The 25331-nt window shown below is 73.1% G+C and carries 25 protein-coding genes; 17 read left to right on the top strand and 8 right to left on the bottom strand.

The genetic code is table 11. The annotated features are described in order from the left end of the window. Positions 1–6: 6 nt before the first annotated feature. The 3 genes from ACWAT2_RS15215 to ACWAT2_RS15205 all read right to left on the bottom strand — a co-directional run bounded on the left by ACWAT2_RS15215 (position 7) and on the right by ACWAT2_RS15205 (position 2289). The gene (locus ACWAT2_RS15215; protein WP_402374093.1) at positions 7–426 is read right to left on the bottom strand and encodes a VOC family protein; all 420 of its coding nucleotides are present in this window, start codon (positions 424–426) and stop codon (positions 7–9) included. A gap of 90 nt (positions 427–516) precedes the next feature. After that, positions 517–1755, bottom strand: coding sequence for a homoserine O-acetyltransferase MetX (gene metX / locus ACWAT2_RS15210; protein ID WP_402374095.1), 1239 nt, complete (start codon positions 1753–1755; stop codon positions 517–519). 168 nt (positions 1756–1923) lie between these two features. Continuing rightward, positions 1924–2289, bottom strand: a complete 366-nt coding sequence (locus ACWAT2_RS15205; protein WP_402374097.1) for a winged helix-turn-helix transcriptional regulator — start codon at positions 2287–2289, stop codon at positions 1924–1926. An 83-nt stretch (positions 2290–2372) separates the two neighbouring features. Between ACWAT2_RS15205 and ACWAT2_RS15200 the strand changes: the two genes are divergently transcribed. Next, positions 2373–3188 (top strand): NAD(P)H-dependent oxidoreductase, encoded by an 816-nt coding sequence (locus ACWAT2_RS15200; RefSeq protein WP_402374099.1) that lies wholly within the window; start codon positions 2373–2375, stop codon positions 3186–3188. On the opposite strand, the gene ACWAT2_RS15195 is transcribed toward ACWAT2_RS15200, so the two are convergent. Further along, positions 3148–3870, bottom strand: coding sequence for an ABC transporter permease (locus ACWAT2_RS15195; protein ID WP_402374101.1), 723 nt, complete (start codon positions 3868–3870; stop codon positions 3148–3150). The two genes, ACWAT2_RS15200 and ACWAT2_RS15195, sit on opposite strands and share 41 nt — an antisense overlap. Before the next feature lie 23 nt (positions 3871–3893). Then, the gene (locus ACWAT2_RS15190; RefSeq protein WP_402374103.1) at positions 3894–4790 is read right to left on the bottom strand and encodes an ABC transporter ATP-binding protein; all 897 of its coding nucleotides are present in this window, start codon (positions 4788–4790) and stop codon (positions 3894–3896) included. Positions 4791–4953: 163 nt separating this feature from the next. Here ACWAT2_RS15190 and ACWAT2_RS15185 point away from each other — a divergent pair, with 163 nt between their 5' ends. Genes ACWAT2_RS15185 through ACWAT2_RS15175 form a run of 3 tightly spaced genes read left to right on the top strand, consistent with a single transcriptional unit; the run spans position 4954 to position 7498 of the window. Further along, positions 4954–6177 (top strand): sensor histidine kinase, encoded by a 1224-nt coding sequence (locus ACWAT2_RS15185; protein WP_402374105.1) that lies wholly within the window; start codon positions 4954–4956, stop codon positions 6175–6177. Next, a complete protein-coding gene (locus ACWAT2_RS15180) occupies positions 6174–6776 on the top strand; it encodes a response regulator transcription factor (protein WP_402374107.1) in 603 nt (200 codons plus the stop codon). The genes ACWAT2_RS15185 and ACWAT2_RS15180 overlap by 4 nt, the downstream gene beginning before the upstream one ends. Positions 6777–6802: 26 nt before the next feature. Then, complete coding sequence (locus ACWAT2_RS15175) at positions 6803–7498, top strand: GOLPH3/VPS74 family protein (RefSeq protein WP_402374109.1); 696 nt, start codon at positions 6803–6805, stop codon at positions 7496–7498. A 20-nt stretch (positions 7499–7518) separates the two neighbouring features. On the opposite strand, the gene ACWAT2_RS15170 is transcribed toward ACWAT2_RS15175, so the two are convergent. From ACWAT2_RS15170 to ACWAT2_RS15160, 3 genes are all read right to left on the bottom strand, one after another. Further along, positions 7519–8580, bottom strand: coding sequence for a zinc-binding dehydrogenase (locus ACWAT2_RS15170; RefSeq protein WP_402374111.1), 1062 nt, complete (start codon positions 8578–8580; stop codon positions 7519–7521). Positions 8581–9006: 426 nt separating this feature from the next. Continuing rightward, positions 9007–10338, bottom strand: coding sequence for a bifunctional o-acetylhomoserine/o-acetylserine sulfhydrylase (locus tag ACWAT2_RS15165; RefSeq protein ID WP_402374113.1), 1332 nt, complete (start codon positions 10336–10338; stop codon positions 9007–9009). Between the two features lie 108 nt (positions 10339–10446). Further along, the gene (locus tag ACWAT2_RS15160) at positions 10447–10941 is read right to left on the bottom strand and encodes an inorganic diphosphatase (RefSeq protein ID WP_402374115.1); all 495 of its coding nucleotides are present in this window, start codon (positions 10939–10941) and stop codon (positions 10447–10449) included. A 156-nt stretch (positions 10942–11097) separates the two neighbouring features. On the opposite strand from ACWAT2_RS15160, the gene dacB reads away from it, so the two are divergent. The 13 genes from dacB (at position 11098) to ACWAT2_RS15095 (ending at position 25285) form a co-directional block, all read left to right on the top strand. After that, the gene (gene dacB / locus ACWAT2_RS15155; protein ID WP_402374117.1) at positions 11098–12504 is read left to right on the top strand and encodes a D-alanyl-D-alanine carboxypeptidase/D-alanyl-D-alanine endopeptidase; all 1407 of its coding nucleotides are present in this window, start codon (positions 11098–11100) and stop codon (positions 12502–12504) included. A gap of 22 nt (positions 12505–12526) precedes the next feature. Further along, positions 12527–13651 (top strand): zinc-dependent metalloprotease, encoded by a 1125-nt coding sequence (locus ACWAT2_RS15150; RefSeq protein ID WP_402374119.1) that lies wholly within the window; start codon positions 12527–12529, stop codon positions 13649–13651. A gap of 11 nt (positions 13652–13662) precedes the next feature. Further along, on the top strand, positions 13663–14844 hold the full coding sequence (gene tilS, locus ACWAT2_RS15145; RefSeq protein ID WP_402374121.1) for a tRNA lysidine(34) synthetase TilS: 1182 nt from the start codon (positions 13663–13665) through the stop codon (positions 14842–14844). A 3-nt stretch (positions 14845–14847) separates the two neighbouring features. Further along, positions 14848–15399, top strand: coding sequence for a hypoxanthine phosphoribosyltransferase (hpt, locus tag ACWAT2_RS15140; RefSeq protein ID WP_402374123.1), 552 nt, complete (start codon positions 14848–14850; stop codon positions 15397–15399). 110 nt (positions 15400–15509) lie between these two features. Then, positions 15510–17624, top strand: coding sequence for an ATP-dependent zinc metalloprotease FtsH (gene ftsH / locus ACWAT2_RS15135; protein ID WP_402374125.1), 2115 nt, complete (start codon positions 15510–15512; stop codon positions 17622–17624). Positions 17625–17662: 38 nt separating this feature from the next. Next, positions 17663–18250: a GTP cyclohydrolase I FolE gene (gene folE, locus ACWAT2_RS15130; RefSeq protein WP_402374527.1), complete on the top strand. Its 588-nt coding sequence runs from the start codon at positions 17663–17665 to the stop codon at positions 18248–18250. 5 nt (positions 18251–18255) lie between these two features. After that, on the top strand, positions 18256–19191 hold the full coding sequence (gene folP / locus ACWAT2_RS15125; RefSeq protein ID WP_402374127.1) for a dihydropteroate synthase: 936 nt from the start codon (positions 18256–18258) through the stop codon (positions 19189–19191). After that, positions 19188–21194 carry a 2-amino-4-hydroxy-6-hydroxymethyldihydropteridine diphosphokinase gene (gene folK / locus ACWAT2_RS15120; protein ID WP_402374129.1) on the top strand — a complete coding sequence of 669 codons (2007 nt, stop codon included), beginning with the start codon at positions 19188–19190 and terminating at the stop codon, positions 21192–21194. The genes folP and folK overlap by 4 nt, the downstream gene beginning before the upstream one ends. A 1-nt stretch (position 21195) precedes the next feature. Then, complete coding sequence (locus tag ACWAT2_RS15115; RefSeq protein WP_402374131.1) at positions 21196–21669, top strand: DUF3180 domain-containing protein; 474 nt, start codon at positions 21196–21198, stop codon at positions 21667–21669. 268 nt (positions 21670–21937) lie between these two features. After that, positions 21938–22549, top strand: coding sequence for a hypothetical protein (locus ACWAT2_RS15110; RefSeq protein ID WP_402374133.1), 612 nt, complete (start codon positions 21938–21940; stop codon positions 22547–22549). Continuing rightward, on the top strand, positions 22546–23571 hold the full coding sequence (locus ACWAT2_RS15105; RefSeq protein WP_402374135.1) for a peptidoglycan-binding domain-containing protein: 1026 nt from the start codon (positions 22546–22548) through the stop codon (positions 23569–23571). Before ACWAT2_RS15110 ends, ACWAT2_RS15105 begins: the two co-directional genes overlap by 4 nt. Beyond that, on the top strand, positions 23571–24197 hold the full coding sequence (locus tag ACWAT2_RS15100; protein ID WP_402374137.1) for an ABC transporter ATP-binding protein: 627 nt from the start codon (positions 23571–23573) through the stop codon (positions 24195–24197). The genes ACWAT2_RS15105 and ACWAT2_RS15100 overlap by 1 nt, the downstream gene beginning before the upstream one ends. Continuing rightward, on the top strand, positions 24194–25285 hold the full coding sequence (locus tag ACWAT2_RS15095) for a hypothetical protein (protein ID WP_402374139.1): 1092 nt from the start codon (positions 24194–24196) through the stop codon (positions 25283–25285). The genes ACWAT2_RS15100 and ACWAT2_RS15095 overlap by 4 nt, the downstream gene beginning before the upstream one ends. Positions 25286–25331: the final 46 nt, after the last annotated feature.

The following is a 25331-nucleotide window of genomic DNA, read 5'->3' as shown; positions in this document are numbered from 1 at the left end:
CCGCGGTCAGGCGTCGCCGACGTCGAACATCCAGGCGATGCCGTAACGGTCGGTGAGCTGGCCGTAGTGGTCGCCCCAGGGTGCGGGCTCGAACGGCACGACGTCGGTGGCGCCGTCGAGCAGCGTGCTGATCGCGCCGCGCACGTAGTCCATGTCGTCGGAGCTGCCGGTGAGCGCCACGGTCACGCCGCTCGTCGCGGCGACGTACGGCATGAACGACGGCGTGTCGGCCGCCATGAGCGTGAGCCCGCCCGGCGCGGTGAGCTGGCCGTGCATGACGAGCTGTTCGTCGGCGGGGTCGTGGGCCATGCCGGGCACGGAGCCGAACGTCGAGATCTCGAGGTCCCCGCCGAGCGCGGACCGGTAGTGCTCGAGGGCTTCGCGGGCCTGGTCGCGGAAGCTGAGGTAGGGGTTGAGTCGTGCCATCGGATTCTCCTCGCGAGAGCGCTTCCGGGCGTCGTGGTCGACGTCCGGCACCACGCTAGGACCGCCGGGCACGGCTCGCGCGCGGGCCCGCTACGAGGTCGGTGGGACGGGGGCCGCCTCGGTGAGGAAGTCCCGGATCAGTGGTCCCGTCTGGTCGTGCTCGAGCAGGAACCCGTCGTGCCCGAAGTCGGAGGTGATGACGCGCAGGCCGCCGGCGCCGGGCACACCGGCGGCGATCCGGGCGCACTGCGCCGGTGGGAACAGCCGGTCGCTGTCCACCGCCACGACGAGCGCCCGCGCGGTGATCTGCGCCAGCGCGGACTCGACCCCGCCCCTGTCTCGGCCGAGGTCGTGCGTCATCATCGTCTCGGTGAGCCGCAGGTAGGAGTTGGCGTCGAACCGTCGCGCGAGCTTGTCCCCGTGGTGGTCGAGGTAGGACTGCACGGCGAACCGGCCGTCGTCGAACGGGTCCTCGCCGCCCTGGGGCAGCCGCCCGAACCGCTCGTCGAGCTCGCGCGCGGTGCGGTAGGTGGTGTGCGCGATCTGCCGTGCGATGGCCAGCCCGGCGTGCGGGCCCTCGCCGTCCGGAGCGTCGTAGTAGTCGCCGCCGTTCCAGCGGGGGTCGGCACGGATGGCGCCGAGCTGGGGGTGCGCCCAGGCGATCTGGTCGCCCGACGACTGCGCGGCGGTGGCGATGGCGGCGATCGAGCGCACCTCGATGCCCGCCTCGGGCCCGAGGATCGCCCACTCCAGGACGCGCATGCCGCCCATGGAGGCGCCGACGACGGTGGCCCACGAACGGATGCCGAGCAGCCGTGCGAGCTCGATCTCGACGGCGACCTGGTCGCGTGTGGTGATGCGCGGGAACCGGCCGCCCCAGGGCTGGCCGTCGGGTGCGGTGGACGCCGGGCCGGTGGTCCCCTGGCACCCGCCGAGGACGTTGGGCACGACGACGTGGTACCGGTCGGTGTCGATGGGCGCGCCGGGCCCGATCATGGGTTCCCACCACCCGGCGGTGAGCTGGCCGGGGCCGGCGGGACCGCGCACGTGGGCGTCGCCGGTGAGGGCGTGGAGGATGAGGACGGCGTTGGAGCCGTCCGGGGCGAGCTCGCCGTAGGTCTCGTAGGCGACGCGGACGTCCGGCAGGCGGGCCCCGGCCTCGAGGTCGAAGGTGCCGACGTCGGCGAACAGGCGGTCCGCGACCGGGTCGCCCTCGCGCCAGGCGCCGGACGCCGGGACGGGGGTGGCCGGGCCGCGGCGGGCGGCACGGGGCCGGGCCGCCGTCGGGGCGTCGTCGGGCCTCGTGATGCTGGTCGGCGTCGAGGTCATCGTCTCTCCTGGCTGCGGTCTCCGGCGGGTGCGGTCGGGCGGGCGCACGCGGCGTATGGCTGCCCGGTGCGTGGCCGCAGGCAGGCGAAGGTGCGCGGTGGTCAGCTGCGCATTCGACGAGTCATGGATCGACGGTAACGCCCGCCCGGGGGCGCTGCCCAGGCGATCTCACGATGCGGGACCATATTCTGAGACGGCTTCTCGCTCGGCCCCCGGCACGAACCGCTCGCTCCAGCGACCGAGCAAGGACCCGATGGTCGCCAGCTCCCGGCCTGCCTCGGTCAGCTCGTAGGTGACGTGCGGTGGTACCTCCGGGTACACGGTGCGCACGACGACGCCGTCCGCCTCGAGAGCCCTGAGCTGCCGGGTGAGGGTCTTGGCCGAGACGGGGCCGACGGCGCGCTGCAGCTCGCCGAAGCGGAGCGGCCCGTCGGCCAGCTTCCACACGGCCGTCAGCTTCCAGTCCCCGCCGGCGACGGCGATGCCCACCTCGATCGGGCACACCTCCAGGGCACGCCGCACCGCGTCCCGCATGGCATCCTCGCTTCCCCTGATGTCCCTTGGTGACAAGAATGACCGTACTACCGCCGCCGTCTCCGGGTGCTTACGGTCGCACCATGCAGACACTCATCGTCTCCGCAGCCCCGTCGGCGGGCTCCCTGACCGCAGACCTCGCCGCCACCGCGGAGTCCACGCTCCGCGAGCAGGGCCACGACGCCGTCCTCCTCGATCTGCCGCGGCTCGGCTGGCACCCCGCCGTCCGCCCGTCCGACTACGGTGTCGAGACGCTGACCGGGCCGGTCGGCACCCACGCCTCCGACGCGGCTGCCGCCGGCACCCTGCACCCGGAGGTCGTGCGGCACCAGGAGCTCCTGCGCCGGGCCGACCTCCTCGTCCTCGTGTTCCCGCTCTGGTGGGCGGGGATGCCGGCCGTCCTCAAGGGCTGGGTGGACCGGGTGTTCACCGAAGGCTTCGCCTACGGGCTGCGCGACGCCGCGGGGAACCCGCGCAAGTACGGGGACGGCGCGTTCGCGGGCAAGCGGGGGCTGGTGCTCACGACGGCGGGGGACCGGGCAGAGGCCTTCAGCCCTCGAGGCGTGAACGGACACATCGAGGACCTGCTGTTCCCCATCAACCACGGGATCCTCTGGTACACGGGCATCGAGCCGCTGGCGCCGCTCACGCTGCTCGGCGTCGACTCCCCGGTCTGGCCGGGGATCGACGACGCCAGAGCCCGGGTGCGCAAGCGGTTCGAGAACCTCGACACCGACGAGCCGCTGCCCTACCGGCGGCTGCTCGACGACTACGACGCGCGACGCCGTCTGCTCGACGAGCACTCCCCGGGCCGCAGCGACCTGGCGATCCATCTGCGGCCCGCGGAGCACCCGGCCACTACCGGCGCGGCTCCCACCGGAACATCCTCGCCGCGATGACGATAGCCACCACGACCCATGCCAACGTCGGGGCGAGCAGTGCGAGCGAGCCGGTCAGCGCGGCGCCGCCGTCCCAGGCCGCGACGATCAGCTCCGTGGCCGCGCCCCCGGGCAGGAGCCGCTTGAGCAGGGCCATGCTCTCGGTGCCGGTGATCCCGACCCAGCTGGCGACGGCGATGACGCCGATGCTCAGGGGCAGGGCGGTCACCTGGGCGTGCTCGGGGGAGTTCGTCACGCCGGCGGTGGCGATCCCCAGGGCGAGCATCATGACGAACGCCGCGAGGGTCGCCGCGACGAGGAGCACGGCGTCGACGGGCCCACCGCCGCTGGCAGCGGCGAAGACGCCGAGGATCAGGGTGATCTGCACCAGCGCGATGGCACCGACCGGCAGGACGAGCCCGGTCAGGATGGTGGCGTCGCTCGCCGCCGTCGACCGGAGCTGCTTGAGGAAGAGGCCCTGGCGCCGGGCGGCCAGCGTGGTGACCGTCGTCGCGTAGAGGTTGAACGCGGCGATCGTGAACACGAGCACGGCGGCGACGTACCCGATGCTGCCGATCCTCGTGAGGACGTCGCGGTAGCTGATGAAGAAGACGGCGACCGCCACGGGCATGAGGAGGCTGGTGACGAGCACCGACCGGTTGCGGAAGAGCTGGACCAGCTCGGCCTGGGCGAGAGGAAGCACGATGATCTCCTGTTCGGGGTAGGTCAGGAAGCGGTGGAGTCGGCGCCGATGGCGCGGAAGACGTCGTCGAGGCGGGTCGGAGCCGCGGAGAGGCCCTCCAGCTCGACGTCGTGGTTGTCCGCCCAGTCGAGGAGCTGCTTGAGGTCCCGCTGGAGCTCGAAGGTCTCGATCGCGTAGGACGCGTCGGCCTGCGGGACGGAGCTCGTCGGCGGGGCGGGCGCGTGCCGCGGCAGCGAGAACTGGATCGAGGCCGGGAGCGACCGGGTCAGCTCGGCCACCGTCCCCTGGTGGCGGAACGTGCCGCGGTGCATCAGACCGATGCGGTCGGCACGCTGCTGCGCCTCCTCCAGGTAGTGGGTCGTCAGCACGACGGTCGTGCCCTCGTCGCGCAGTCGCTGCACGGTGGCCCACAGGGAGTCCCGGGACGCGATGTCCAGGCCGGTGGTGGGCTCGTCGAGGAACAGCAGCTCCGGGCTGCCGTACACCGCGGTCGCGAAGTCGAGCCGACGCCGCTCACCGCCCGAGAGCTGACCGGTGCGGGTGTCCGCCTTGTGCTCGAGGTCGACAAGGCCCAGGACGCGTTCCACGGAGTCCTCGCGTCCGGTCAGGCGGCCGATCAGCCGCGTGGACTCGGCGACGGTGAGGTCGGCCGAGAGGCCGCTCTCCTGCAGCATGATGCCGACCCGTGGACGCACCACCGAGCGGTCGGCCGGGTCCGACCCGAGCACGCGTACCGTGCCCGAGGTGGCCTTGCGGTGCCCCTCGACGACCTCGAGGGTCGACGTCTTGCCGGCACCGTTGGTCCCCAGGAGCGCGTAGAGCTCACCACGCTCGATGTGGAACGACAGGTTCTTGACGGCGTGGAAGTCGCCGTACGCGACGTCGAGTCCCTCGACGTCGATCACAGTGTTGGTTGACATGGCCCCATCAGACCGCCGACGGCGGCGCGATCCCAGTGTCCCGGCGTCACCCGGCGGCATGACGATCCGCAGCACCCCGGTGTGACACGGCGTCACTGGCAGGAGGCTCGCACGGGAGCGGATACTGAGGGGCACGATCCCTCGAGCCTGTGAGCCGCCCACCATGGATGACCGCACCTCCGCCCCGCAACGCACGGCCGCGGGGCCCTGGAAGCCGTCGACGGCGTCACGGTCCTCACGTCGGCGGTTCCGTCGGGTCAACCTCACCGCGCTGCTCCCGCTGATCGGCGCCGTGGGCGTCCTGCTCGTGGCGAGGCAGGCGCAGACCTGGGTCCAGGCGCTGGTGCTGGCGGCGGGCCTGCTGGCCGCCCTGGTCGCGTTCGAGCGCTGGTCCGCCGGCGACCTCGCGCGGGTGGCGGCGCCCTGTCTGTTCGTCGCGGCGGCGGTGTGGCCGTACGGCGCCCTGGTGATCGACGGCGACACGCAGACCGCCTACTACGCGCTGGCGGTCGTGGCGTGCCTGGTGGTCCCGGAGCTTCCGCGCCGCCGGGCCCTGGCCGCCGTCGGGGTCGGGCTGTTCGTCGCGCTGGTCGGCACCTGGGGGCTGGTCTCTGCCGGGCCCTTCTCGGCGGGTGCGCTGATCTCCTTCGTGATCCTGCCCACCGGCATCACCGTCGTCCTGATCTGCCTGCGGCTCCCCAACAAGGGGTTCTACGACGTGATGACAGAGCTGGAGGAGGCGCGGGAGCGGGAGGCGGAGCTCGCCGTCGTGCGTGAGCGGGTCCGGTTCGCGAGCGACCTGCACGACATCCAGGGCCACACGCTGCACGTGGTGAAGCTGAAGATCGCGCTGGCGCAGAAGCTCTTGCGTGCGGACACGGAACGCGCGGAGCAGGAGCTGCGCGAGACGTACGACCTGGTCGGCGACACGATCGCGCAGGCCAAGGAGCTCGCGTACGGGCGCCGTCGGCCGAACCTGTCGGCCGAGCTGGAGAACGCCAGGAATTTGCTCGAGGCTGCGGGCATCCACGTCCGCGTCGACCATCCGCCGAGCGTCCGGCCGCAGCCCGGCGACCTGCTGGCGCAGGTGCTGCGGGAGACGACCACCAACGTCCTGCGTCACTCGCGTGCCACGCTGGTGCACGTGGCGGTCACGGAGCGCGGCATCACGATCGTCAACGACGGGGTCGACGGGCACCCGCCGCCGACGCTGCGCGGGCTGTCGTTGCTCGCGAGCCGGGTGGCGGACAACGGCGGCACCCTGACCGCGGAGCTCGCGGACGACCGGTTCCGCACGGCGGCCACCTTCCCGGCCGGGGTGGCCGGGACCGCTGATGCCGCCGGGGCCGCCGGTGCCGACCTGCAGCCCGAGGAGGACGCACGATGACCACGGTGGTGCTGGCCGACGACGAGGCCCTGCTCCGCAGGGCGCTCGCCGCGCTCCTCCCGCTCGAGGGTGACGTCACCGTCCTGGCGGAAGCGGCCGACGGCGCGGAGGCGGTCGAGGCCACGGTCGCGCACCGGCCCGACGTGCTGGTCGTCGACCTCGAGATGCCGGGGGTCGACGGCCTGGAGGCCGTGGCCGAGATCCGCCAGGTCCTGCCCGAGCAGGTGGTCCTCATGCTGACCCGCCACGCCCGGCCGGGGGTGCTGCGCCAGGCCCTGCGGCTCGGGGTGCAGGGCTTCGTCAGCAAGTCGGCCGAGCCGTCCCACATCGCCAAGGTGGTCGCGGCGCTGCACGAGGGAGGGCGGTGGATCGACCAGGACGTCTCCGCCGCGGCCCTCATCGACGACGTCCCGCTGACCGACCGGGAGCTCGACGTGCTCCGGGTGACCCGCGACGGCTACTCGGTCGCCGAGATCGCCGCCCGGCTGTACCTGGCACCAGGAACGGTGCGCAACTATCTGTCCAGTGCGATGCAGAAGACGCAGACCCGCACGCGGCACGAGGCCGCACGCTACGCCCGCGAGCACGACTGGCTGTGACGCGCGCACCGACGAGAGGAACGACGATGCCCGAGCGTCCTGGTCCGGCGGCCGCCCCGACGTTGGCGGAGGACCTGCTGCTCCTGCTCTTCCAGCCGGGGTCGGGCACCTTCGCGGGCGAGAACACGCTGTTCTACGTCCTGGCGGGCGGTGTGCTCGCGGACCTCGCCCTCGGCGGGCACGTGCGGACCACCCGCTCGCCGGGCGGCAACGTCCGGGTGGGCGCCGTCGAGGGCCGGGAGCCGTCGGACCCCGTCCTGCGGTCGGCCTGGGCCTCCGTCACCGGGAAGCCGCGGGGCGTGCAGACGGTGCTCGCGGCCATCGGCCCCCAGCTGCGGGGGCCGCTGCTCGAGAACGTCGTCGCGCGGGGTGACATCCGCCGGGAGACGCGCAAGATCCTCGGGTTCTTCGCGCGGACCGCGCTCGTGGACGGCGGGACGTCACGCCGGGCGGAGCTCGCCGCGGGCGTGCGTGCGGTGCTCGTCGACGGGGCGGAGCCGACGCCGCGGGTGGCGGCGCTCGTGGGTCTGCTGGCGGGCAGCGGCACGCTTCCCCAGCTCCACCCGGAGATCCCGTGGACGACGCCGGTCATCACCCGTGCGCACGACCTCGAGGTCGGCAGCTGGGGCGCTCAGGCCGCCGGGGAGGCGGTGGCGCGCACGGTCACGGCGACGATCGTCAACAGCACGACGTACGCCCTGACCCTGCTCCCGCGAGGCTGACCCCCGCGGGGCCTGACCCGTCAGGGCCGCAGCAGCACCTTGGTCGCGCGGCGCTCGTCCATCGCGGCGTACGCATCGGCGACGTCGGCCAGCGGCATCTCGACGTCGAACACCTTGCCGGGCAGGATCGCACCGGACAGCACGTCGTCGAGCAGCTCGGCCATGAGGGTCCGCGCCGGCGCCATGCCCCCGCCCACGGTGATGTTGCGGCGGAAGAGCTGCCCGACCGGCACCTGGGAGCCGCCGTGCGGCACCCCGACGAACCCGACGCGCCCGCCGCCGCGGACCGAGCCGAGCGCCTGGGCCATGGACTGCTCCGTGCCGACGCACTCGAGCGCGGCGTCGGCCAGGTCGCCGTCGAGCAGCTCGCGCAGCGCGGCGACGCCCTCGTCGCCGCGCTCGGCGACGACGTCGGTCGCGCCCAGCTCCCGCGCCAGCGCGGCCCGGTCCGGGTGCCGAGAGAACGCCACGACGCGCTCCGCCCCGAGGCGTCGCGCCGCGATCACCCCGCACAGCCCGACGGCGCCGTCGCCGACCACGGCCACCGTGTCTCCCGGGCCGACGCCGGCCGAGACGGCCGCGTGGTGCCCGGTGGACATCACGTCCGCCAGCGACAGCAGGTGCGGGACCAGACCCGCGGCCTCCAGGTCCTCGAGCGGGCGGCCCACCGGGAACAGCGAGTGCTGCGCGAGCGGGATGCGCACGCGCTCGCTCTGCGCGCCGTCGACCGGGTGCCCGTCGCGGTCGGTCGAGCCGAAGCCCGTCACCACGTCGCACGCCGACGGGAAGCCGGCCCGGCAGGACTGGCACCGCCCGCAGCTCAGGGTGAACGGCACCACGACGAAGTCGCCGGGTGCGGCCGAGGTCACCGCGGCCCCCACCTGCTCGACGACGCCCACGAGCTCGTGGCCGATCGGGTGCGGCTCCTTGGTGCGAGTCACCCCGCGGTACGGCCACAGGTCGGAACCGCACACGCACGCCGCGGTGACGCGCAGGACGGCGTCGTGCTCCGTCAGCAGGGCGGGTTCGGGGCGCTCCTCGGCGCGGACGTCCCGGGCAGCATGGATCATCGTGGCGAGCATGTGCCCACCGTAGGCCGACGGCGCCCCGCCGTGCCGCCGTCGGGCACGCCGAGACGCCGTCTCTGCCGCGCAAGTCAGCAGGGTTGTCGTCGGCTGAGCCTGCGGTTCCACTGCGGGCGAGTGCCTCGTCCCTCGGCCCTCACCCTGCGCTGCACCTCCGGCTCAGCCGGGTTGTCGTCGGCTGAGCCTGCGGTTCCACTGCGGGCGAGTGCCTCGTCCCTCGGCCCTCACCCTGCGCTGCACCTCCGGCTCAGCCGGGTTGTCGTCGGCTGAGCCTGCGGTTCCACTGCGGGCGAGTGCCTCGTCCCTCGGCCCTCACCCTGCGCTGCACCTCCGGCTCAGCCGGGTTGTCGTCGGCTGAGCCTGCGGTTCCACTGCGGGCGAGTGCCTCGTCCCTCGGCCCTCACCCTGCGCTGCACCTCCGGCTCAGCCGGGGAGGGCGTCCTTCGCGGCGGTGAACCCGAGCTCGAGGTCCGCCAGGATGTCCTCGACGTCCTCGATGCCCACCGCGAGGCGCACCAGGCCAGGCGTGACGCCGGACTTCGCCTGCTCGACCGGGGTGAGCTGGCTGTGCGTCGTGGAGGCGGGGTGGATCACCAGGGAGCGCACGTCGCCGATGTTCGCGACGTTCGAGTGGAGCTCCAGCGCCGAGACGAACGCCTGGCCGGCCTCCGCCCCGCCGTCGAGCTCGAACGACACGACGGCGCCGGCACCGCGGGGCGCGTAGCGCTGCTGAGTGGCGTGCCACGGGCTCGACGCCAGGCCGGCGTAGTGCACGGTGCGGACGTCGTCGCGCGCCTCGAGCCACTCGGCCACCCGCTGGGCGTTGGCCACGTGACGCTCGATGCGCAGCGACAGCGTCTCGATCCCTTGGGACACGAGGAACGCGTTGAACGGCGAGACCGCCGCCCCGAGGTCGCGCAGGAGCTGTACGCGCGCCTTGAGGATGTACGCGAGGTTGGCGCCGAGAATCCCGTCGACGCCGAGGTCACGGGCGTAGACGACGCCGTTGTACGAGGGGTCGGGGGTGTTGAAGCCGGCGAACCGCTCGGGGTACCGGGCGTAGTCGAAGTTCCCGGAGTCGACGATGACCCCGGCCACGGACGTGCCGTGCCCGCCGAGGTACTTCGTGGCCGAGTGCACCACGACGTCGGCCCCGTGCTCGATCGGTCGCACCAGGTAGGGCGTCGCGACCGTGTTGTCGACGATGAGCGGCACCTCGGCGGCGTGCGCGACGTCGGCCACGAGCGAGATGTCGAGGAAGTCCCCGCGCGGGTTGGGGATGGTCTCGGCGAAGAACGCCTTGGTGTTCGGCCGCACGGCGGCTCGCCACGCCTCGGCGTCGTGCGCGTCGTCGACGAACGTCGTCTCGATGCCGAGTCGCGGCAGGGTGTGCTGGAGCAGGTTGTGCGTGCCGCCGTAGAGGCTCGAGGAGGCCACGATGTGGTCGCCCGCCTCGGCGACGTTGAGGATCGCGAACGTCTCGGCGGCCTGGCCGGAGGCGAGCAGCAGCGCTCCGACGCCGCCCTCGAGGTCCGCGATGCGGTTCTCCACGACCTCCTGGGTCGGGTTGTTGATCCGCGTGTAGATGGGTCCCAGCTCCGCGAGCGCGAACCGCTTCGCGGCGGTCTCGGCGTCGGGGAACACGTAGGACGTGGTCTGGAAGATCGGCAGCGCCCGGGCGCCCGTCGTCGGGTCCGGGGTCTGGCCGGCGTGGATCTGGCGGGTGGCGAAGGACCAGCGGGGTGCGTCTGTCATGACGCGACCGTACGAGCCCCGTCTCGTTCAGTGGAAGGGGTGATCCACGAAGTGAGACAGTGACGGCCCTCTCCCGTGGCGCGGGAGAGGGCCGTCAGCGCGTCGCGATCAGTGGCTGTAGCCCGAGTCCTTCGCGCGCTGGAACGAGCGCTCGATCTCCGCCTCGGCGTCCTCGCGGCCCACCCAGTGCGCGCCCTCGACCGACTTGCCGGGCTCCAGGTCCTTGTAGACCTCGAAGAAGTGCTGGATCTCCAGGCGGTGGAAGTCCGAGACGTCGTCGATGTCCTGACGCCACGCGGCGCGCTGGTCCCCGAGCGGCACGCACAGCACCTTGTCGTCGCCGCCGGCCTCGTCGCGCATACGGAACATGCCCAGGGCGCGGCACTTGATCAGGCAGCCGGGGAACGTGGGCTCCTCCAGCAGGACGAGCGCGTCCAGCGGGTCGCCGTCCTCGCCGAGGGTGCCCTCGATGAACCCGTAGTCGTCCGGGTAGCGGGTCGAGGTGAACAGCATCCGGTCGAGCCGGATGCGGCCCGACTCATGATCGACCTCGTACTTGTTCCGCTGACCCTTGGGGATCTCGATCGTGACGTCGAACTCCACTGTTCCTCCAGTCTCGGGGCGTGCGCGCTTCCCCAGTGTGCCACGCAGAACCGCCCGGAACGCCGTGCCGCGGTGCCGCTCAGCGGCAAGGACGTGCGAGAATGCGCAGGGACGGAGCCTGCTTGTGACCAGGTTCACGAGAACGGGGAGGACCGCATGGGGTGGCGGCTGAGCGTCGGCGCCACCGTCACGACGGTCGTGGCCCTCTTCGGCGGCTACCTCGTGGCCGACGCCTACGACGTCGTGCCGGGCATGGTCACCCTCGACGCGGCCCCGCAGCCCGCCGCTCCGTTCCCCGACCCGCCCGGTGCGACCACCGGTCCGATCCCGTCCGTCGCCCTCCCCGCGCTGCCCGAGGACGCACCCGTCCCGGACACCGCCGAGGTCGGCGACCTCGTGGACGACCTGTCCGGCGACAAGCGGCTCGGCAAGCGCGTCGGGGTGATGGTGGCCGACGGCGGCACGGGCGACACGCTGGGACACTCCGGCCAGGACCGCCTCATGGTCCCGGCGTCGACGCAGAAGATCCTGACCGGGGTGGCGGCCTACGCCGGTCCCGGCGGGGACACCCGGCTCGCCACCCGCGCGATGCTGCACAGCGACAACCGGCTGGTGCTGGTGGGCGGCGGCGACATGATGCTCGCGGCCGGCCAGGGCGATCCCGCGGCCGTCAACGGCCGCGCCGGGCTGGGCGAGCTCGCCGACCAGGTGGTCGCGAAGATCAGCCTGACCGGCACCGACGCGGTGACGCTCGCGGTCGACGACACCCTGTTCACCGGTCCGGCGATCGCGCCGACGGTGCGCGCGAGCGACGCCGAGGACGGATACGTCGCACCCGTCGCCGCGCTCGCCGTCGACGTCGGGCGGCTCACCGACGACAAGTACGCGCCCCGCGAGGAGGACCCCGCGCTCGCCGCCGCGAAGACGTTCGCCGACGCGCTGGCCGAGCGCGGCGTCGAGGTGTCCGGGCAGATCGTGCGCCAGGCCGCACCGTCGTCCGCGGTGGAGATCGGGCGGGTGGAGTCCGCGCCGCTCGGCGACCTCGTCGGCTACCTGCTCAAGGAGTCGGACAACACGCTCACCGAGGTCGTGGGCCGGATCGTGGCGATCGACGCCGGCCTGCCCGGCTCGGCCGACGCCGCCGTCAGCGAGGTGCTGGCCACCGTCGAAGGCCTCGGCGTCGACCTCTCCGACGCCGAGCTCACCGACCTGTCCGGGCTCGGCGAGGGCTCGCGCATGAGCGCCCGGCAGCTCGTCGACACGCTCGCCGTGGCTGCCGCGGACCCGGAGCTGCGCGCAGCGGTGACCGGGCTGCCCGTGGGCGGTCTGGAGGGGACGCTCGCCGACCGGTTCGACGGCGACAACCCCGGCCGGGGCTACGCGGAGGCGAAGACGGGGAGCCTGCCCGGCGTGCGCTCGCTCGCGGGCGCGGTCGTGACGGACGACGACCGGCTCCTCGTCTTCGCGGTCACGGCCGACAGGATGGACAAGGACAAGACCTGGGGGACCGACGCGATCATCGACGACTTCGTCGGGGACCTCGCGGCCTGCGGCTGCTCGTAGCCGCCCCGGTTACCGTGGACCCGTGACCGCACCGAGCACCGCCCTCGTCGACTGGTCGACGGCCGCGCAGATCGCCCGTCGCGTCGCGCGGCCGGGACCGGTCGCCACGCGCGGCGAGCTCGACGACCTGGTCGGCGGGCTGCGCACGGCCGCCGCCGACGCCGTCCCGCACGTCCTGCGCGTCACCCGGATGCGGCCGGCGGCGCCCGTCGAGCGCGACCATCACCCGGACGGCAGCCTGCGCCGCGTCCGTGTACCGCGGCCCGACCTCGGCGACGTGCGCGTCGTCGACCGCGCCACCTGGGCCCTCGCCAACAGCCGCTCGATGGCCGCGATGACGGGACCGGCGCTCGCGGGGCTCGGCCGGGACGCGCCGTCGGCCGGGTCCGCCGCCGCCAGGCTGGCCGGCGCCGCCGAGGTCGGCGGGCTCCTCGCGCTCCTCTCGTCGAAGGTGCTCGGCCAGTTCGACCCGTACAGCGAGGGCCGGCCCGCCCTGCTGCTGGTGGCGCCCAACGTGCTCGCCGCGGAGCGGGCGCTCCGCCTCGACCGCCGCGACTTCCACCTGTGGGTGTGCCTGCACGAGCAGACCCACGCGCTGCAGTTCGCCGCCGCACCGTGGCTCGCCGAGCACCTCGCCGGGCGGCTCGGCGGGCTCCTGCAGGAGGTCACCTCCACCTCCCTGGGACTCGCCCACGCTCCCTGGCGGGACAAGGCCGCGCTGGTCGGCCGCACGGTGCTCGACGCCGTGCGGGGCGAGCTCACCACCCCGCTCGACCAGGTGCTCGGGGCCGAGCAGAAGCGCGAGCTCGCCGAGATCACCGCCGCGATGGCCCTCCTGGAAGGGCACGCCGACGTGATGATGGACGCCGTCGGCCGCCGGGTGGTGCCGAGCGTGCGCACGATCCGTGCCCGGTTCGAGAAGCGGCGGGACGGCGAGGGCGCACCCCGGTTCGACGCGGTGCTGCGGCGTGTGCTCGGCATGGACGCCAAGCTGGCCCAGTACCGCGACGGCGCCCGGTTCGTGCGCGCCGTGGAAAAGCTGGCCGGACGTGACGCGCTGAACGCCGTGTGGGCCGTGCCCGAGCATCTGCCCTCCGCCCGGGAGATCTACGACGCGCGCGCCTGGGTCCGCCGGGTCCACCCCTGAGGACGGCGACGGTGGCCCGCGTCGACCCCGCTCTCGCCGCCGCCCGCGCGGCGGTGCGCGCCGACCTCGCCGACCTGCCGCGCGACGCCCTGGTGCTCGTCGCGTGCTCGGGCGGCCCGGACTCGCTGGCGCTCGCCGCCGCCGTCGCCACGGAGTCGCGCCGGGTGGGCCGGTCCGTGCGGTCGGCGGGGCACACCGTGCGGGCGGGCGCCGTCGTCGTCGACCACGCCCTGCAGCCCGGCTCCGACGGCGTGGCCCGCCGGGCCGCGCAGCAGTGCCGCGAGCTGGGGCTCGACCCGGTGCTGGTGCGCCGTGTCGCGGTGGACCCGGCGGCGGGCGGGCTGGAGGCTGCGGCCCGCGACGCCCGGTACGCGGCGTTCGACGACGTGGTGGCGGCGACGGGTGCTGCCGCGGTGCTGCTGGGGCACACCCTCGACGACCAGGCCGAACAGGTGCTGCTGGGGCTGGCCCGGGGGAGCGGGACCCGGTCGCTGGCGGGGATGCCGCGACGTCGTGGTCCCTACCGCCGACCGTTCCTCGGGCTGCGGCGTGCCGAGACGGAGCGGGTGTGCGCCGTCGTCGGCCTGGAGCCGTGGCAGGACCCGACGAACGACGCGTCCGCGGCCGGCGCACCGCTGCGCTCGCGGGTGCGCGGGCTGCTGCTGCCGGCGCTCGCCGACGTGCTCGGCCCTGGCGCCGTGGAGGCCCTCGGCCGCAGCGCGGACCAGCTCCGCGACGACGCGGAGCTGCTCGACGCGCTCGCGACCGACCTGCTCACTGCCGCCCGCCTCCCGCTCGAACCTTTTACCGATGTCGGTAGTTCGTGTCGAGATCGGCAGTCCGCACTGCCGATCTCGACACGAACTACCGACATCGGTAAAACGCATGAGGCGCATGCGGCGGACGAGGCGGGCGCGGGCGCCGCCGTCGTGCTCGACGTCACACCGTTGGCCGAGGCGCCCGCCGCGCTGCGCCGTCGTGCACTGCGGGCCGCGGCCCTGGAGGCCGGATGTCCTGCGGGGTCGACGACGTCGCGGCACGTCACCGCGCTCGACGCCCTGGTCGTGCGGTGGCGCGGGCAGGGCGAGGTGCACCTGCCCGGTGGCGCACGAGCCACCCGCGCGTGTGGCAGGCTGGTCCTGCGCTCGGGCACGGTTCCCGGCGCGGAACCCACCCCGCACCATGAGGAGTAGCCCGTGGACCAGTCGGACGTCGCCGGCGACCTCGCCGACATCCTGCTCACCGAGGAACAGCTGGGCACCCGGCTGGACGACATGGCCGCCCAGATCGACGCGGACTACGCGGGCAAGGACCTGCTGCTCGTCGGTGTCCTCAAGGGTGCGGTCATGGTCATGGCCGACCTCTCGCGCCGCCTCCACCACCCCGTCTCGATGGACTGGATGGCGGTGTCGTCCTACGGCTCCGGGACCAAGTCGTCCGGCGTCGTGCGGATCCTCAAGGACCTCGACACCGACCTGTCGGGCCGCAACGTGCTGATCGCCGAGGACATCATCGACTCGGGCCTGACCCTGTCCTGGCTGGTGCAGAACCTGCGCTCCCGCGGCCCGCAGTCGGTCGAGATCGCGACGATGCTGCGCAAGCCGGACGCCGCGAAGGTGGACGTCGACGTGAAGTACGTCGGGTTCGACATCCCGAACGAGTTCGTGGTGGGCTACGGCCTCGACTATGCCGAGAAGTACCGCAACCTGCCGTTCATCGGGACGCTGGCACCGCACGTCTACTCCTGACGTGCGCTGAGCCCTGCGCGAACACACCGGGAACTTTCAGGACGGCCGTGTAGTTTCGCCTATCGAACCACCGCCCGGACGAAGGGAAGCGGGGCACCGCCCCGTCACGGATGAACCTCAAGAAGATCTTCAGCGGACCGATCATCTGGATCGTGCTCGGCCTGGTGCTCGTCGCGCTCGCGTTCTCGGCCTTCACCGGCGAGAACGTGAGCCGGGTCGAGACGTCCCAGGGCCTCGAGCTGCTCGAGGGTGACACGGTGGAGCACGCCCTCATCGTCGACGGCGAGCAACGGGTGGAGCTCGACCTCACCGAGCCTTACGTCGTCGACGCCGACACCGACGACGAGGTGGACCACGGCGAGAAGGTGGACTTCTTCTGGGTGGCGCCCCAGGGCGAGGACGTCGTCGCCGCGGTCGAGGGAGCCGACCTGGCCGAGGGGTACGACACCGACGTCCCGCAGGCGTCGTTCCTCGGGTCGATGCTGTCGTTCCTCGTGCCGTTCCTCATCATCCTGGCGATCTTCTGGTTCGTCATGTCCCGCATGCAGGGTGGCGGGAGCCGCGTCATGGGCTTCGGCAAGTCGAAGGCGAAGCTGATCAGCAAGGACATGCCCCAGGTGACGTTCGACGACGTCGCCGGCGTGGACGAGGCGGTCGAGGAGCTGCACGAGATCAAGGAGTTCCTCGCCGAGCCGGACAAGTTCCAGGCCGTCGGGGCGAAGATCCCGAAGGGCGTCCTGCTCTACGGCCCGCCCGGTACCGGCAAGACCCTGCTCGCACGCGCCGTCGCGGGCGAGGCGGGCGTGCCGTTCTACACGATCTCCGGCTCCGACTTCGTGGAGATGTTCGTCGGTGTCGGCGCCTCGCGCGTCCGTGACCTGTTCGAGCAGGCGAAGAACAACGCCCCCGCGATCATCTTCGTCGACGAGATCGACGCCGTCGGCCGCCACCGCGGCGCCGGCATGGGCGGCGGGCACGACGAGCGCGAGCAGACGCTCAACCAGATGCTCGTCGAGATGGACGGGTTCGACGTCAAGACGAACGTCATCCTCATCGCCGCCACGAACCGCCCGGACATCCTGGACCCGGCGCTGCTGCGGCCCGGCCGCTTCGACCGGCAGGTCGCCGTGGAAGCACCCGACCTCAAGGGCCGCGAGCGGATCCTGCAGGTGCACGCCCAGGGCAAGCCGATGGTCGACGAGATCGACCTGGCCACCGTCGCGCGCCGCACCCCCGGGTTCACCGGCGCCGACCTGGCGAACGTGCTCAACGAGGCCGCGCTGCTCACCGCCCGCTCGGGCGCCCAGCTCATCGACGACCGTGCGCTGGACGAGGCGATCGACCGCGTCATCGCCGGGCCGCAGAAGCGCACCCGCGTCATGAAGATCAAGGAGCAGAAGATCACCGCGTACCACGAGGGCGGCCACGCCCTGGTGGCGGCGGCCATGCGGTACACGGACCCCGTCACCAAGGTGACGATCCTGCCGCGCGGCCGCGCGCTCGGGTACACGATGGTGATGCCCACGGAGGACAAGTACTCCACGACGCGCAACGAGCTGCTCGACCAGCTCGCGTACGCCATGGGCGGCCGCGTGGCCGAGGAGATCGTGTTCCACGACCCGACCACCGGTGCGAGCAACGACATCGAGAAGGCCAGCGCCATCGCCCGCAAGATGGTGATGGAGTACGGCATGAGCGACAAGGTCGGGGCGATCAAGCTCGGCTCGGCGTCCTCCGAGCCGTTCCTCGGCAAGGACATGGGCCACCAGCGGGACTACTCCGAGTCCGTGGCGGGCACCGTCGACCACGAGGTCCGCCGGCTCGTGGAGTCGGCGCACGACGAGGCCTGGGAGGTCCTGACCCAGTACCGCGACGTCCTGGACGACCTGGTGCTGCACCTCCTCGAGAAGGAGACGCTCAACCAGGCCGAGCTGGCCGAGATCTTCGGCCCCGTCACCAAGCGCGAGGCGCGCGACGTGTGGCTCTCGAGCGAGCAGCGCGCCGTGCACACGCGCGGACCGGTCATGACCGACGGCGAGAAGGCCGCGTACTCGACCAACGGTGCGCCGGGCGTCCCGCAGGACGAGGCCGCCGTCGTCGGCAACGTCGAGGCGGAGGCCGCGGCACGGTCCGACGTGAGCGGGCGCGTCTCGCGCGCTGCCGGCGGGGAGCGGGACGCCGGCGAGTCCCGGACCGGCGACGACGGTACCGAGGAGAGCCCGTGAACGCGGAGGGCTCGCCGGTGACGCCGGTGTCGATCGGGATGCGCCCGGCCGCCGAGGTGCCGGCCTACGACGCCGAGCGTGCCGAGGCCGCCGTGCGCGAGCTGCTGATCGCCGTCGGCGAGGATCCCGAGCGTGAGGGCCTGCGGGACACCCCGGCACGGGTCGCCCGTGCCTACCGGGAGATCTTCGCGGGGATCCGCCAGGACCCGGAGGACGTCCTGACCACCACGTTCGACCTCGGTCACGAGGAGATGGTGCTGGTCAAGGACATCGAGCTGTACTCCACCTGCGAGCACCACCTGGTGCCGTTCCACGGTGTCGCCCACGTGGGCTACATCCCGAGCACCGACGGCCGGATCACCGGGCTGTCCAAGATCGCCCGCCTGGTCGAGGTCTACGCCAAGCGGCCGCAGGTCCAGGAGCGGCTGACCACGCAGATCGCCGACGCCCTGGTGCGCATCCTGGACCCCCGCGGCGTCATCGTCGTCGTCGAGTGCGAGCACCTGTGCATGTCGATGCGCGGCGTGCGCAAGCCCGGCTCGCGGACCGTGACCTCCGCGGTGCGGGGCGGCATGCAGAACGCCGCGACCCGTGCCGAGGCGATGAGCCTCATCCTGGGGCGGTAGCGCGCATGGCTGGACGCGACGCCGTGGTCGCCGGGCTCCCCGAGCTGACGGGGGCCGGACGCTGCCTCGTCATGGGGGTCGTCAACATCACCCCCGACTCGTTCTCCGACGGCGGGGAGTGGTTCGAGCCGGACGCGGGCGTGCAGCACGGCCTCGACCTGCTCGCCGAGGGCGCGGACATCCTGGACGTGGGCGGAGAGTCGACCCGGCCCGGGTCCGCGCGCGTCAGCGAGGACGAGGAGCTGGCGCGGGTGATCCCCGTCATCGGACGTCTCGCCGCGACCGGAGCCGTCGTCTCCGTCGACACGACGCGCGCCGCGGTCGCCGAGCGCGCGGTGGCCGCGGGCGCCAGGATCGTCAACGACGTCTCCGGCGGGCTCGCCGATCCCGCGATGGCGGACGCCGTCGCGGCGACCGGGGCGGCCTACGTCGCGATGCACTGGCGCGGCCACGCCGACGTCATGGACGACCTCGAGGTGTACGACGACGTCGTCGCGGACGTGCGCTCCGAGCTCGGCGCGCGCCTCGCCGCCCTGCACGACGCCGGAGTGGCGCCCGAGCAGGTCGTCCTCGACCCGGGGCTCGGTTTCGCGAAGGCGGGCACCCTGAACTGGCCGCTGCTGGCACGCCTCGACGCGCTGCAGGCGCTCGGCCGGCCCGTGCTGGTCGGGGCGTCGCGCAAGCGGTTCCTCGGGCACCTGCTCGCGACCGCCGCGGGCGACCCGGCGCCCCCGCTGGCCCGGGACGACGCGACCGCCGCGATCTCGGCGCTGGCCGCACACGCCGGGGCGTGGTGCGTGCGCGTGCATGCCGCGCGTGCGAGCGTGGACGCCGTGCGCGTGGCAGCCGCCTGGGATGCGGCGCGCACCCCCCAGGAGAAGACCTTCCCGGAGCGCGACGCCGTCGCGACACCGGGCCACGAGACGGAGGCCACCCCGTGACGTTTGCCGATGCCGTACCCGGCCCGGACGGGCAGCCCCTCGACCAGATCCGGCTGTCGGGCGTGACCGCGACCGGGCACCACGGCGTGCTCCCCGAGGAGCGTGCCGAGGGCCAGACGTTCCGCGCCGACGTCGTGCTGCACCTGGACACCCAGGCCGCGGCGAGCTCGGACGACCTGTCCGCGACGGTGAGCTATGCGGAGGTCGCCGAGGACGTGCACGACGTGCTCGCCGGATCGCCCGCCGACCTGGTCGAGACCGTCGCCGAGCGGATCGCCGCGGTGGTGCTCGAACGTGGCGCCGTCCAGGCCGTGGACGTCCGCGTGCACAAGCCGCAGGCGCCTATCAGTGTGCCGTTCGACGACGTCGAGGTCGTGGTGCGTCGCGACCGCGCGCGGATGCCCGCGGTCACCGCCTTCGCGACGCAGGAGCCGGCGGCCGTGGCCCACGAGCCCGCCCCGGTGCCGCCGGTCCCGGTGCCGTCGACACCGGAGCCGGCCGCGCCCGAGCCGGCCGCCGAGCACCCTACGGAGCACTCCACGGAGCACCCTGCCGACGTCCCGGACGTCGGCGAGACGATGATCTCCGCGGTGCCCACGCAGTTCGCGCCCGCCCCGGGGCAAGCCGCCCCGGCGTCGGTGGCCGAGCCCGAGGCCGCGCCGGAGCCCGAGCCGGCCGCGCCGTCCGATCCGTTGGACGCCGTGCCCACCGGTCCCGTCGAGGCGGTCCTCGCCCTCGGGTCCAACCTCGGCGACCCGCAGGGGACGCTGCGCGCCGCCGTCACCGACATCGACCGGATCCCGGGCCTGCAGGTCATGGAGGTCTCTCCGCTGGCCCGGACCGCCGCCGTCGGACCCGATCAGCCCGACTTCCTCAACGCGGTGCTGATCGTGCGGACCACGCTGCCGCCGCGCGACGTGCTGGGCGCGTGCCAGGAGGTCGAGCTGATGCACGGCCGTGTCCGCGACGAGCGGTGGGGACCGCGCACCCTGGACATCGACCTGGTGCAGTACGACGACCTCGTCGCGAGCGCCGAGGACCTCGAGCTGCCGCACCCCCGGGCGCGCGAGCGGGCGTTCGTGCTGGTGCCGTGGGCCGAGGTCGACCCGGACGCCGTCCTCGGCGGGCTCGGTGGCGGCCCCGTGGCACAGCTCGCGGCGACCGCCCCGGACCGGCCCGGGATCCGCTGGCTGGCGCTGGACTGGCTGACCGAGCCCGCGACGACGGGCGCGGTCGCCGCTCAGCCGCAGGCGGCGGCCCAGGCCGAGCCAGAGCCTCAGCCCGAGCCGGAGCCGGCCGAGCAGCCTGACCCGCTGCCCGTCCGGGACGGTCGCTCGCCCCAGCCCGCGGGCGGGCCCTACACGCCGGCGCAGGGCGACCCGGCCGTGCCCCAGCCTGTCCAGCCCGCACCCGGTCAGATGCCTCCGTCCGTCCCGGTGCCGCGGCACGACGACCCGCCGACCGCAGGGCCGACGGGGCAACCGGGTCCTCAGGCACATGCTGAGCAGCCGGGGCAGGCATCGGCCGAGCCGCTGCCGACGGACGCCGGCCCGGCAGGCTGGGCGTATGAGCCGCAGGAGGTGCCGGAGCGGCAGGAGCCACCCGCGTTCGTCCCGGCCGCGCAGGAGCCGGCCCCGTACGCACCGGAGTCTCAGCCGGTCTACGTCGATCCGCAGCCGGAGTACGCGCCGGAGCGGCCGTACGAGCAGCACTCGGACTACGCGGCGGAGCCGGGCTACGTGCCGCAGCCCGAGTACGCGGCCGAGCCCGGCTATGCGCCGCAGCCCGAGTACGCGCCGGAGCCGCCGTCCGTCCAGGGCACCCGGCCGCAGCCGGTCTACGCCGACCCGCACCGCTCGGCGGCCCCGCCGTCGGTCCCACCAGCCGGTGTGCACCCGCCCGCCCCGTCGTACCCCGCGCAGGACGAGCAGGCGTTCATCCCGGCGCCGCACCAGCACGCCCCGATCCCGCCCGCGCCGGACGGCGAACCCGGGCGCTCCTGACGTGCGTCGCACCCGCGTGCGCACCCTGGCCGCCGTCGCGGCGGTCGTCGCCGTCGTCGGCGCGCTGCTGCTGCGCCTGCTGGAGTCGCGGCGGGTCTACCTGCCGGGCGCCGCGTGGATCGAGATCTTCGCGATCCTCCTGCTGGCCGGGCTGATCTTCGGGGCCGGCTGGTCGGTGCGGGCCTACCTGCGCGGCGACCGGCCGGACCTTCCCGGTCTGCGTGCCGCGCGGACCTTCGCGATGGCCAAGGCCGCCTCCTACACCGGGGCGCTGCTCACGGGCCGCTACGTCGCGCACGTGCTGGTCGTGCTGCCGCAGCTGGAGGTCGAGGCCCGGCGCGACCAGGCGGTCGTCTCCGGCGTCGCGGCCCTCGCGGCCGTGGTGCTGAGCGTGGTGGGCCTGGTCGTGGAGAAGTTCTGCGAGGTCCCGCCGCCCGAGGGCGACGACGGCGAGGCAGAGGCGATCACGTCCTGAGGGCGGCACGGCACCCTTGCCTGCAGGCCCACACCTGACTTGACCTCCGCAGTGACATATCACTACCTTTCGGGCATCGGAGCGCTCCACAACGATGGGAGCGCTCCACAACCATGGGGGAGCACACTATGCGCGCACTCATTCGCGCGACGGTGGCCGTCCTGGCCTCGTCTGGCATCGTCCGCGGAGTGCGGGCCAAGGCCGGAGCCGCAAACTCCGCTTGGTACACCTACTGATGCAACGGATTGCCACGAGGGCTGCCTCGGTCGTGACGTTGGCCGTGTTCGTTCTGGCGGGATGCGCAGCGCCTGAGGAGACAGCCGACGCGACTCCGGAGCTGTGGCGGGCTCAGATCGATCAGGTCTTGGTCGATGAAAGTGAGCATGTGACCGAAGATCACCGCCAGATTCTCGCGGACTACAACGTCAGCGAAGCCGAGTACGGTGAACTCCGCCAGCACTTGTCGGACTGTCTTTCCGGGCATGGAGTCGAGCACGATTTGGACCCGGATCAGGGTGGAAGACTCGAGACGGCGGATATCGCTGGGGACGACGACGGTTCCCGAACACTCGAGCTGGTGACCGAATGCATGGACAGCACAACAGGACCTGTCGAGGCGATCTATCTCGGTATGCGAGAGAATCCCGAAGGGCTCGCTCAGGGTGAGGCGATGCGCCGCTGCTTGGACGAGTCCGGGGCGACGGAGCTTGCCGGCGTGCCGGGGGACGAGCTGGACCGGCAGATCAAGGCCGCCGAGATGCAACCGACCACCCCGGAGGCGTTGGTCTGTCTCCACGATCCGTTCGGGACACATGGCCTCACGCCCGATGCCGCAAGCGAGATGTCGGCCGACAGTCAGGTTGAGGTCGGCGGCGAGTGAACGGGCGTGGGGGCGTACGGGTCGCACTCTCCGCGGTGCTGCTGGTGGTCGTGGCACTGGCCGCTGGCGGCGTGACAGCGGCACTGCTCCTGCTACCCGGTCCCGTCGAGGGAGCTTCGGCCGAGACGTTCGCAGACGAGGGCGCCGTAGCGGTGACGTCCGAGACCTACGACGGCGCCCGGCAGGTCTCGGTGCTGGCCACCGTGAGAGCACCGGAGTCGTTGACGGTCGCCGACACCGGACGGGTGACGGCGTCGGCCTGCGAAGAGGGTGAGAGCGTCGAGTCCGGTGACGTCCCCCTCGTCATCGACGACCGGCCCGTCGTCGCCCTGGCCACCGACGTGCCGCTGTGGCGCGACCTGCAGTCGGGTTCCCGGGGGCCTGACGTTCTCGCACTGCAGGAGGAGCTTGCCCGGCTGGGGCACGACCTGGAGCCGGGAGGCTACTACGGGGCAGCGACGCAGGCCGCGGTGCGCGCAGTCCAGGACGATGCCGGGGACGGCCGACCTGGCGGTGTGCTGGTCGCGGCCTCTGTCCTGTGGCTGCCGGGCTCCGACGTGGTGGTCTCCGAGTGCCTCGTCCGGGTGGGCGACCGGGTCACCGAGGGCGAGGTCGCGACGGTCTCCGGGGGCTTGACCGAGCTGACGGTGGTCGAGCCGCCCGGGGAGGGTTGGGTGGTGCGGTTCGACGGCTCGGTCGCGGAGATCGACGGCGACGGCGTCGTGCGTGACACCCGGTTCCTGGCCGCGGTCGAGGGCAGTGAGCAGTTCCAGCAGAGCCAGGACGAGGGGACGGACCGGTTGACGATGGAGATCGCCCTCGCGCAGGAAGTCGACGTGGCGGTGGTGCCGCCGTCGGCGATCGTCTCGACCGGAGACGGGCAGGGCTGTGTCCAGACCGACGACGGCGAGGCGCTGCGCGTGGAGGTGGTGGCGTCGTCTCTGGGGCAGACGATGGTGCGTCTCGTCGACGCGGAACGACTGCGGTCGGTCCGGGTGCAGCCGGACGGGGTGGGCTGTTGATGCCCGCGCTGCGCGCGACCGGGCTCGCACACCGCTTTCCTCCGGACGGGCTGCTCTTCGAAGACGTCGACATGGAGCTGCGTGCGGGAGAGCTCGTGGCTCTCGTCGGGCCGTCCGGATCGGGAAAGTCGACGCTGATGGCGATCCTGGCAGGATGGCTCGTGCCCTCCCGCGGTCAGGTCGTCCGGGAGGGTCTCGTGCACACCGGCTGGGTCTTCCAGAACCCGCACGGATCGGCCCGGCGCAGCGCACTGGACCACGTCGTGCTGCCGCTGCTGGCCCGGGGTCGGTCCCGGCACACTGCTGAGCCGGAAGCACGGCGGATCCTCGCGAAGTTCGGTGTGTCGGACAGCGCTGAACGCCCGTTCCGGGCGCTCTCGGGCGGCGAGGCGCAGCGGCTCATGCTCGCTCGCGCCGTAGCCACGGCACCGGACCTGCTCCTGGTCGACGAGCCGACCGCACAGCTCGACCTGGCCACCTCGGCGACGGTCAACCGAGTGTTGGCACAGCTGGTGCAGGACGACACGGCCGTGCTCGTCGCGACACACGATCCGGCCACCCGCGATGCCTGTACCCGCGTGATCGACCTGGCAGAGTTCTCGCCCGCCGTCCGTGCGTCGGCATGAGCATGAAGGCTCGTTCAGTAGCCGGTGAGGCGGCGCGGAACCTGGTGACCGGGACCACGCGAGCACTCTGGTGGGCGCTGGCGTTCGTCGTCCTCGTCGGCGGCCTGGCTGTGGCCGATGCCCGGGTGCTCGTGCGGGTCTGGCAGGACGCCGACGCCTTCCGGTCCGCCGGAGCGGCCGTGCTGACCCTGGCGTCCGAGCGTGAACAGGTCGTGGACGGAACACGGTGCCAGGGACTGAGCGGCGTGTCGCGGCTGGCCGGAGCAGGTGCCCTGCGGCCGGGCACGCCCATCCGTGCGGCGAACATGCCGAGCTCGGACCTGACGGTGTGGGAGGTCACCCCGGGAGTTCTTGAGCTGCTGACGTCGACGGCGCGTCCGACCCAGGTGGTGACAGGCGCGACGGGAGGCATCTGGTTGGCGGACGACCTTGCCGCCGCCCTCGGCGCGTCAGCCGGGGACGATCTCGTCACCACCGACGGGCGCGTGCGCATCGCCGGCGTGTACAGCTGGCCGGACGACGGTCGCGACCGAGTGCTGGCCTACGCCGCCGTCGTCGCGGTCCCGGCATCGGGGACGTTCGAGCGGTGCTGGGCCGAAGCCTGGCCGGCGGACGAGGACGCCGCCGGACTGCTCTACTCCGCGATGTCTCCGGGCGCGGACGACCTTCGCCTCGGGCAGCTCAATTCCCAGCGAGGGAGCACCTACGACCTGACCGGGTCGGTCGACTCGCGTCCCACGGCGACCGCTCCCGCCGCGGCCGCCGTCGTGGGGCTCGTCCTGGGCTGTGTCGCGGTCCGCGCTCGGCGGCTAGAGCTTGCCTCGGCCTTGCACGCCAGGGTGCCGAAGCGTCTGCTGTCCTGGCAGCTTCTCCTGGAGGCCGGGTGCTGGCTTGCCGCAGCGCTCTCCGTGACGGCTGCGGCAACCGGCGTCGCGGCCCTGCTCGGCAGCCCGGGACCGTTTCTCGAGACGTGGGCGACAGCCGGGATGACCGCCGGTGCCGGCGCGGCGGCGACGTTGATCGGCACGCTGGTCGGGGTGCTGGCGACCCGGGAGAAGCACCTGTTCCGCTACTTCAAGGAGCGTTGATCAGTCCGAGCCGGAGCCGATGCTGTTCCTTCCCGCGGTCGGTGCC

The organism is Isoptericola sp. GX10416, from assembly GCF_056590155.1.
The sequence above is the reverse complement of the archived record's forward strand: the minus strand, read 5'-3'. Positions and strand labels throughout refer to the sequence as shown.